Here is a 6,052-nt window from a genome sequence, read left to right as displayed (position 1 = left end):
GCCGACGACGCGCAGGCCGACCTCGACGCCGCCCGCATGCTCGCCGAAGACGCACGCCAAGTACGCGAGGAAGACGCCTCCGTCGCCGCCCAGAAGCTGGACGACGCGCGCGGCGAATCCGTGGCGGGCTACAGCCTCTGGGACAAGATCAAGAAGGCGTTCAGCAAGGCCCTGGCCATCATCAGTGCCGTGCTGGGTGTGCTGGCGTTGCTGATTCCTGGTCTGCAGGGGCTGGGGATTGCGCTCACCATCGGGGCCGTCGTCGCCGGTGCGGCGTCACTGGGCATCAATATGTCGATCATGGCCGAGACCGGCGACTGGGACATCGGCGAGATCATCCTCGGCGTCGTGGGACTGGTCGCGGGTGGCGGTGCGCTGCTCAAGGGTGTCAAGGGGATCGGCTCCGCGCTCAAGGGCGTCAAACCCGCCTCAGCCAAGGCGGGCGACGCTCGCGGCGTGGGCCGGGGTCTGGGCAGCCGTAAATGCGCGACCGACCCGGTCGACGTGGCCAGCGGTGAGATGGTTCTGCCACAGACCGATCTGACGCTGCCCGGCCTGCTGTCGCTGACGATCTCCCGGACGTATCTGTCGACCTACCGCTGCGGCCAGTTCTTCGGGCCCTCCTGGGCCTCCGTCCTCGACGAGCGCCTGGAGATCGACGACCGGGGACGCGTGTGGTGGGCCCGCGAGGACGGGTCGATCCTCACCTACCCCAGCCTGCCCACCGACGAGTCCACCGACCCGGTGTGGCCCGACGAAGGCGCTCGTATCCCGCTGACCTGCGCGGGAACGGACGAGACCACGGGCCGGGTCACGTACCGCGTGGCCGACCCGCACTCCGGTCTCGTCCAGACCTTCGCGGACCATCCCGACGACGACAACGGCCTCTACTGGCTGGCCCGTTGGCACGACCGCAACGACAACGCGGTCACCGTGAACCGCCTGGAGGACGGCACCCCCACCGAACTGCTCCACTCCGGCGGATACCGCGCCCAGGTCCGCTGCGTCGCCGGCCTCATCACCGGCCTCTCGGTCACCACCCCCGACGGCCCCGTCGAGGTCATGACCTACGAGCACGACGCCGACGGCAACCTCACCCACGTCATCAACTCCTCCGGCAAGGCCCTGGTCTTCGGCTACGACGACGCCTCCCGCATCACCTCCTGGACCGACCGCAACCACTCCACCTACCGCTACGTCTACGACGACTCCCACCGCATCACCGAGACCATCGGCCCCGACGGATACCTCTCCTCCCGCTGGTCCTACGACCCCAACGAGCGCCGCACGCACTACACCGACGGCTGCGGCGCCACGACCGTCTACCAGCTCAACGACCTCTACCAAGTCGTCGGCGAGACCGACCCGTTGGGCAACACCGTCCGCTCCGAGTGGGACCGCTACGACAACCTCCTGTCCAGCACCGACGCCCTCGGCAACACCACCCGCTTCGAGTACGACCGGTCCCACAACGCCACCGCCATCAAGCTCCCCGACGAAACCCGGTCCACGGCGACGTACAACGCACTGAACCTCCTCACCACGTCGACGGGTCACGACGGGGCGACCTGGCACCAGGAGTTCGACGAGCGGGGCAACCTGACGACCGTCATCGCCCCGGACGGAGCCACGGACCGGTTCACCCATCACCCCAGCGGCGCCATAGCCTCGGCCACGGACGCGTCCGGCACAGTGTTCACCTACGAGGTCGACGACACGGGCCTCCCCCTGGCAATCGGCGACTCGGCCGGCAACAGGGCGACCATCGAACGTGATGCGTTCGGCCGTCTCACCGCCGTCACCGACCCACTGGGCGCGGTCACCCGCGCGGTGTGGACTGTCGAGGGCCACCTGTCGGAGCGGACAACGCCCGACGGCCGGAGCGAGCGGCTGACCTGGGACGCGGAGGGCAACTGCCTCTCCCACACGGACCCCACGGGTGCCACCACCAGCTTCGAGTACACCCACTTCGACCAGCTAGCGGCCCGTACCGGGCCCGACGGCGTCCGCTACACCTTCGCCTACGACCCCGAGCTCCGCCTCACTCAGGTCACCAACCCGCAGGGCCTGACCTGGGACTACGCCCTCGACCGTGCGGGGCGGCTGACCAGCGAGTCCGACTTCGACGACCGCGAAATCGCCTACACACACGACGCCGTGGGCCGTGTGGTCTCCCGCACCACACCCCTGGGCGAGCAGATCACCTTCCAGTACAACGCCGTCGGTGATCCCCTGGCCAAGAGCGTCGGGGGGGCGTCCACGTCGTACACGTACGACGTGAACGGGGAGCTCGTCCGTGCGGCCTCCCCCCATACGACGCTGGAGTTCGAGCGGGACGTCATGGGGCGGGCTCTGGCCGAGACCGTCGACGGCCGCACCACCCGCTTCACCTACGACGTCCTCGGCCGCCGCACTTCCCGTGTCACGCCCACGGGCGCCGTCACCGAACTCGGCTACGACGCGGCCGGCAACCGCGACGCCCTCACCACCGAGGGACACCGCCTGGGCTTCACTCATGACGTCCTCGGCCGCGAACTGGCCCGTGTCTGGGGCACGGAGACCTCGACCGTGGAAGCGTCGACCACCTGGGACTCGGTGGGCCGTACGGTCGCCCACGGTCTCGTCGCACAGAGCCGATCCCTGCGCGGCCGCGGCTACACCTACCGCGCGGACGACCACCTCACAGCCGTCACCGATGCGGTCACCGGCACTGTCCAACGGATGGAACTCGACTCTGTCGGACGCCCGTTGACGGTGACGGCCGACCGCTGGACCGAGTCCTACGCCTACGACCAGGCAGGCAACCAGACCGAGGCCACCTGGCCGGAGAAGGGTGGGCGCCCCGAGGCCCGCGGCGAACGCACCTACACCGGCACCCGCGTCGAGACTGCGGGAGGCGTGCGTTACGAGCACGACGCCGCGGGCCGCATGGTGCTGCGCCAGAAGCGCCGGCTGTCGAAGAAGCCCGACACCTGGCGCTACGCATGGGACGCCGAGGACCGCCTCGTCTCGTGCACGACACCAGACGGCGTTGAGTGGCGCTACACCTACGACCCGATCGGTCGCCGCACCGCCAAGTACCGTATGGCCGAGGATGGTTCGGTCGCCGCCTCCGTGCACTTCACCTGGGACGGCAACACCCTCGCCGAGCAGACCGACAGCATCACCGGCATCACCCTCACCTGGGAACACGACGACGACCGCCCGCTCACCCAGCTCGAACGCAAGCCCCGCCCCACCGAGGACCTCACCAAGGAGGAGTGGGACTCCCGCTTCTTCGCCATCGTCACCGACCTGGTCGGCACCCCCACCGAACTCGTCGACGAAACCGGCTACATCGCCTGGCACTCGCGCACCACCATGTGGGGCGTCACCACCCGCAACCGCGAGGCCACAGCCACCACCCCGCTCCGCTTCCCGGGACAGTACGAAGACCCCGAAACCGGCCTCCACTACAACTACTTCCGCCACTACGATCCGGAGACCGGACGGTATACGTCCCCGGACCCGCTGGGTCTTGAACCGGCACCGAACCCGGTCGGATATGTAAACAATCCACGCCAGAGCACGGACGTTCTTGGACTCGCACCATCGTCATGTACTGACAAGGGGGGCTGGTACGGCGCGTTGACTCCTGCTCGATCCGGGAACGAGATCCACCACATGCCTGCGAAGACGGCGTACGTGGGTCGCGTAAAGCCGAACCTGACCGCACACAGTGGTCCCGCGATCCGGATGGAAAAGGTCGACCACCGTGCATTGACAAGCACCGGTTCCAGCAAGGCGGCACAGAGGACGCAAGCCCTTCAACGGAACTACGTGAAGCAGGGTAGGTTCGACAAGGCGATGGCCGTCGAGATCAAGGACGTGCGGTCGAAGTTCGGGAACAAGTACAACACGCACATCGAGGACGCGGTGATCAGTATGCGCACCAACAAGGGGTTCCAGGATGTGCTGAAGAAGAACAACTGGACGATCGACTACAAGCTCCTGAAGTGAGAGAAGCACAGTGCAGCTAGAAATGTCGCCGGGTCGGGGTATGGGCCCACTGCTTTTCGGAACCCCATTCGAGGAGGCAGTGCGCATCGCCTCCGCGTGGGGAGACGTCTCACAGACCGCCCCGGACCCGGAGTTCGGAGACTTCAAGGCAGTCGTCGCGCACCCGCAGTTCGAGGTGGTGCTCATCTGCGACGACGGTGCCACGCTGACCGCCGTCGAAGCTTGGAGGTTCGAGGACGACGACGCCGACGTGCAGGTGACCTTCTCGGGGAGAGACATCTTCCGGACACCCGCCCGGGAGCTCGTTCGCATCCTGACGGAAGAAGGAAATTCCGTCGGAACACTCGACGAGGACGAAGAACCCGACGACGAAGTGACTGTTTTCCCCGAAGTCGCCCTGCTGCTTTCACGGGACACGAGTCGAGACGTGCCGATGGACCCGGAAGACGACCTTCCGCTGTATTTCCATTACGCGATCCTCGCTCCCGGCGGATACTTCGAGGAGTAGTCCTCGCCCGCAACGAATCACCGCATAAGAGAGCGTGTGACGAATAGTGAGGTGACATCCATGGCACGCCCCCCGTCGTCCGACTGGCAGGACGTATTCGGGTTCTCCGACGATCCGGCCCCGGGCGATGCGGAGATGCTCGGCAGACTCGCGCGCGGCTACCGCTCGGTGGCCGACGACGCGGGGGACGCCCTGCCCCTGCTCTCCCGGCTCGAGGACAACCAGGCCGGTGAGGGCAAGTCCATGGACAAGCTCCGGGAAAAGCTCGGTGATCTGGCCGAGCAGGTCCGCAAGCTGCACAGCTCCTACGACCAGGCCGCCGGCGCGCTCGACACGTACGCGCACTCGCTGCTCGACGTGCAGCACAAGGCCGACAGGGCGCTGGCGGACGGACGGGAGGCCAAGGAGCGGCTGGAGTCGGCCACCGAGGTGGTGAAGGCCGCCGGTGCGGACATCGGGCGGCTGGACGCCGCGCACCATCCGCCGGACGACCACGAGGCCCGCGCGAGCACCCGCCGCGCGCTGGACGAGGCGCACAGCAAACAGTCCACCGCCCAGGGACACGCCGACGACGCGCAAGCCGACCTCGACGCCGCCCGGGCGCTCGCCGAAGACGCCCGCGAAGTACGCGAACAGGACGCCTCCACCGCCGCCCAGAAGCTCGACGACGCCCGCGGCGAGTCCGTCGACGGCTACAGCCTCTGGGAGAAGATCCGCAAGACGTTCAGCTTCGTCCTGGGCATCATCAGCGGTGTGCTGGGTGTGCTGGCCATGCTGGTGCCCGGTCTTCAGGGGGTCGGACTCGCCCTGACCATCGGCAGTTTCGTGACCGGCGCGACGGCGTTCGGGATCAACATGTCCATCAGCGCGGAGACGGGCGAGTTCAACGTCCTCGGCATCGTGCTGAGCAGCATCGGGCTGTTCCTCGGCGGCGGCGCCGTCCTCAAGGGCGTCGGTTCGATCGCCAAGTCGGTCACGTCCGCGGTCAAGGTGGGCGGGGCGAGCGGCGGCATCAGCAAGGTCAGCAGCGGGTTCAACGAGTTCCTGGGCGAGTTCAAGAAGATTCCCGAGGCCATGGGGAAGATCCCCAGGAACATCTGGATCTCCGGCAAGGACTTCAGAAGGCTCCCCACCGACATCGTCAACGCGGTGAAGGGCATCGGATCCAAGATCGACGATCTCGCGTTCGTCGCCAGGTCGATGCGGAACCCGACCAGTGCGGTGAGTTCGGTGTTGTCCAACATCCTGGCGAACGGCTTCCGGTCCCCCTCGTCGATCCTGAGGCTGCCGACCATGGACGGCCTGCGGGGCCTCACCCACGCCTGGACCCGCACGGACGTGGCCGGCTTCGCCCTGGGCGTGGGCGGCCTGGCCTACGGGCCGCTGGCCTACACCGGACACACCACCCCACCGGTGCACAACGACAACTACCTGCCCGGCGCCACCTGACCGGGACGCGGGACGGCACATGGACCGGTTCCTGTCACGTACCGGTAGTCCGTTGAACTTGGCGGTACGTGGCAGGAACCGGTAGAGCGGGGGCTG

The 6,052-nt window shown here is 67.5% G+C and carries 3 protein-coding genes; all 3 read left to right on the top strand.

Translation table 11 applies throughout. The features are described from left to right. The coding region (locus ABT004_RS35575; protein ID WP_351345723.1) for a DUF6531 domain-containing protein at positions 1–3,999 on the top strand (3,999 nt) is incomplete at its 5' end. 79 nt (positions 4,000–4,078) lie between these two features. Beyond that, positions 4,079–4,507 (top strand): hypothetical protein, encoded by a 429-nt coding sequence (locus tag ABT004_RS35570; protein ID WP_351345720.1) that lies wholly within the window; start codon positions 4,079–4,081, stop codon positions 4,505–4,507. Positions 4,508–4,567: 60 nt separating this feature from the next. Next, positions 4,568–5,956 carry a DUF308 domain-containing protein gene (locus tag ABT004_RS35565; RefSeq protein WP_351345717.1) on the top strand — a complete coding sequence of 463 codons (1,389 nt, stop codon included), beginning with the start codon at positions 4,568–4,570 and terminating at the stop codon, positions 5,954–5,956. The last annotated feature ends 96 nt before the right edge of the window (positions 5,957–6,052 follow it).

The sequence above is a fragment of the Streptomyces sp. NPDC002790 genome (assembly GCF_040295505.1).
Taxonomy (GTDB): Bacteria; Actinomycetota; Actinomycetes; order Streptomycetales; family Streptomycetaceae; genus Streptomyces.
This window is presented reverse-complemented; position numbering and strand designations above follow the sequence as displayed.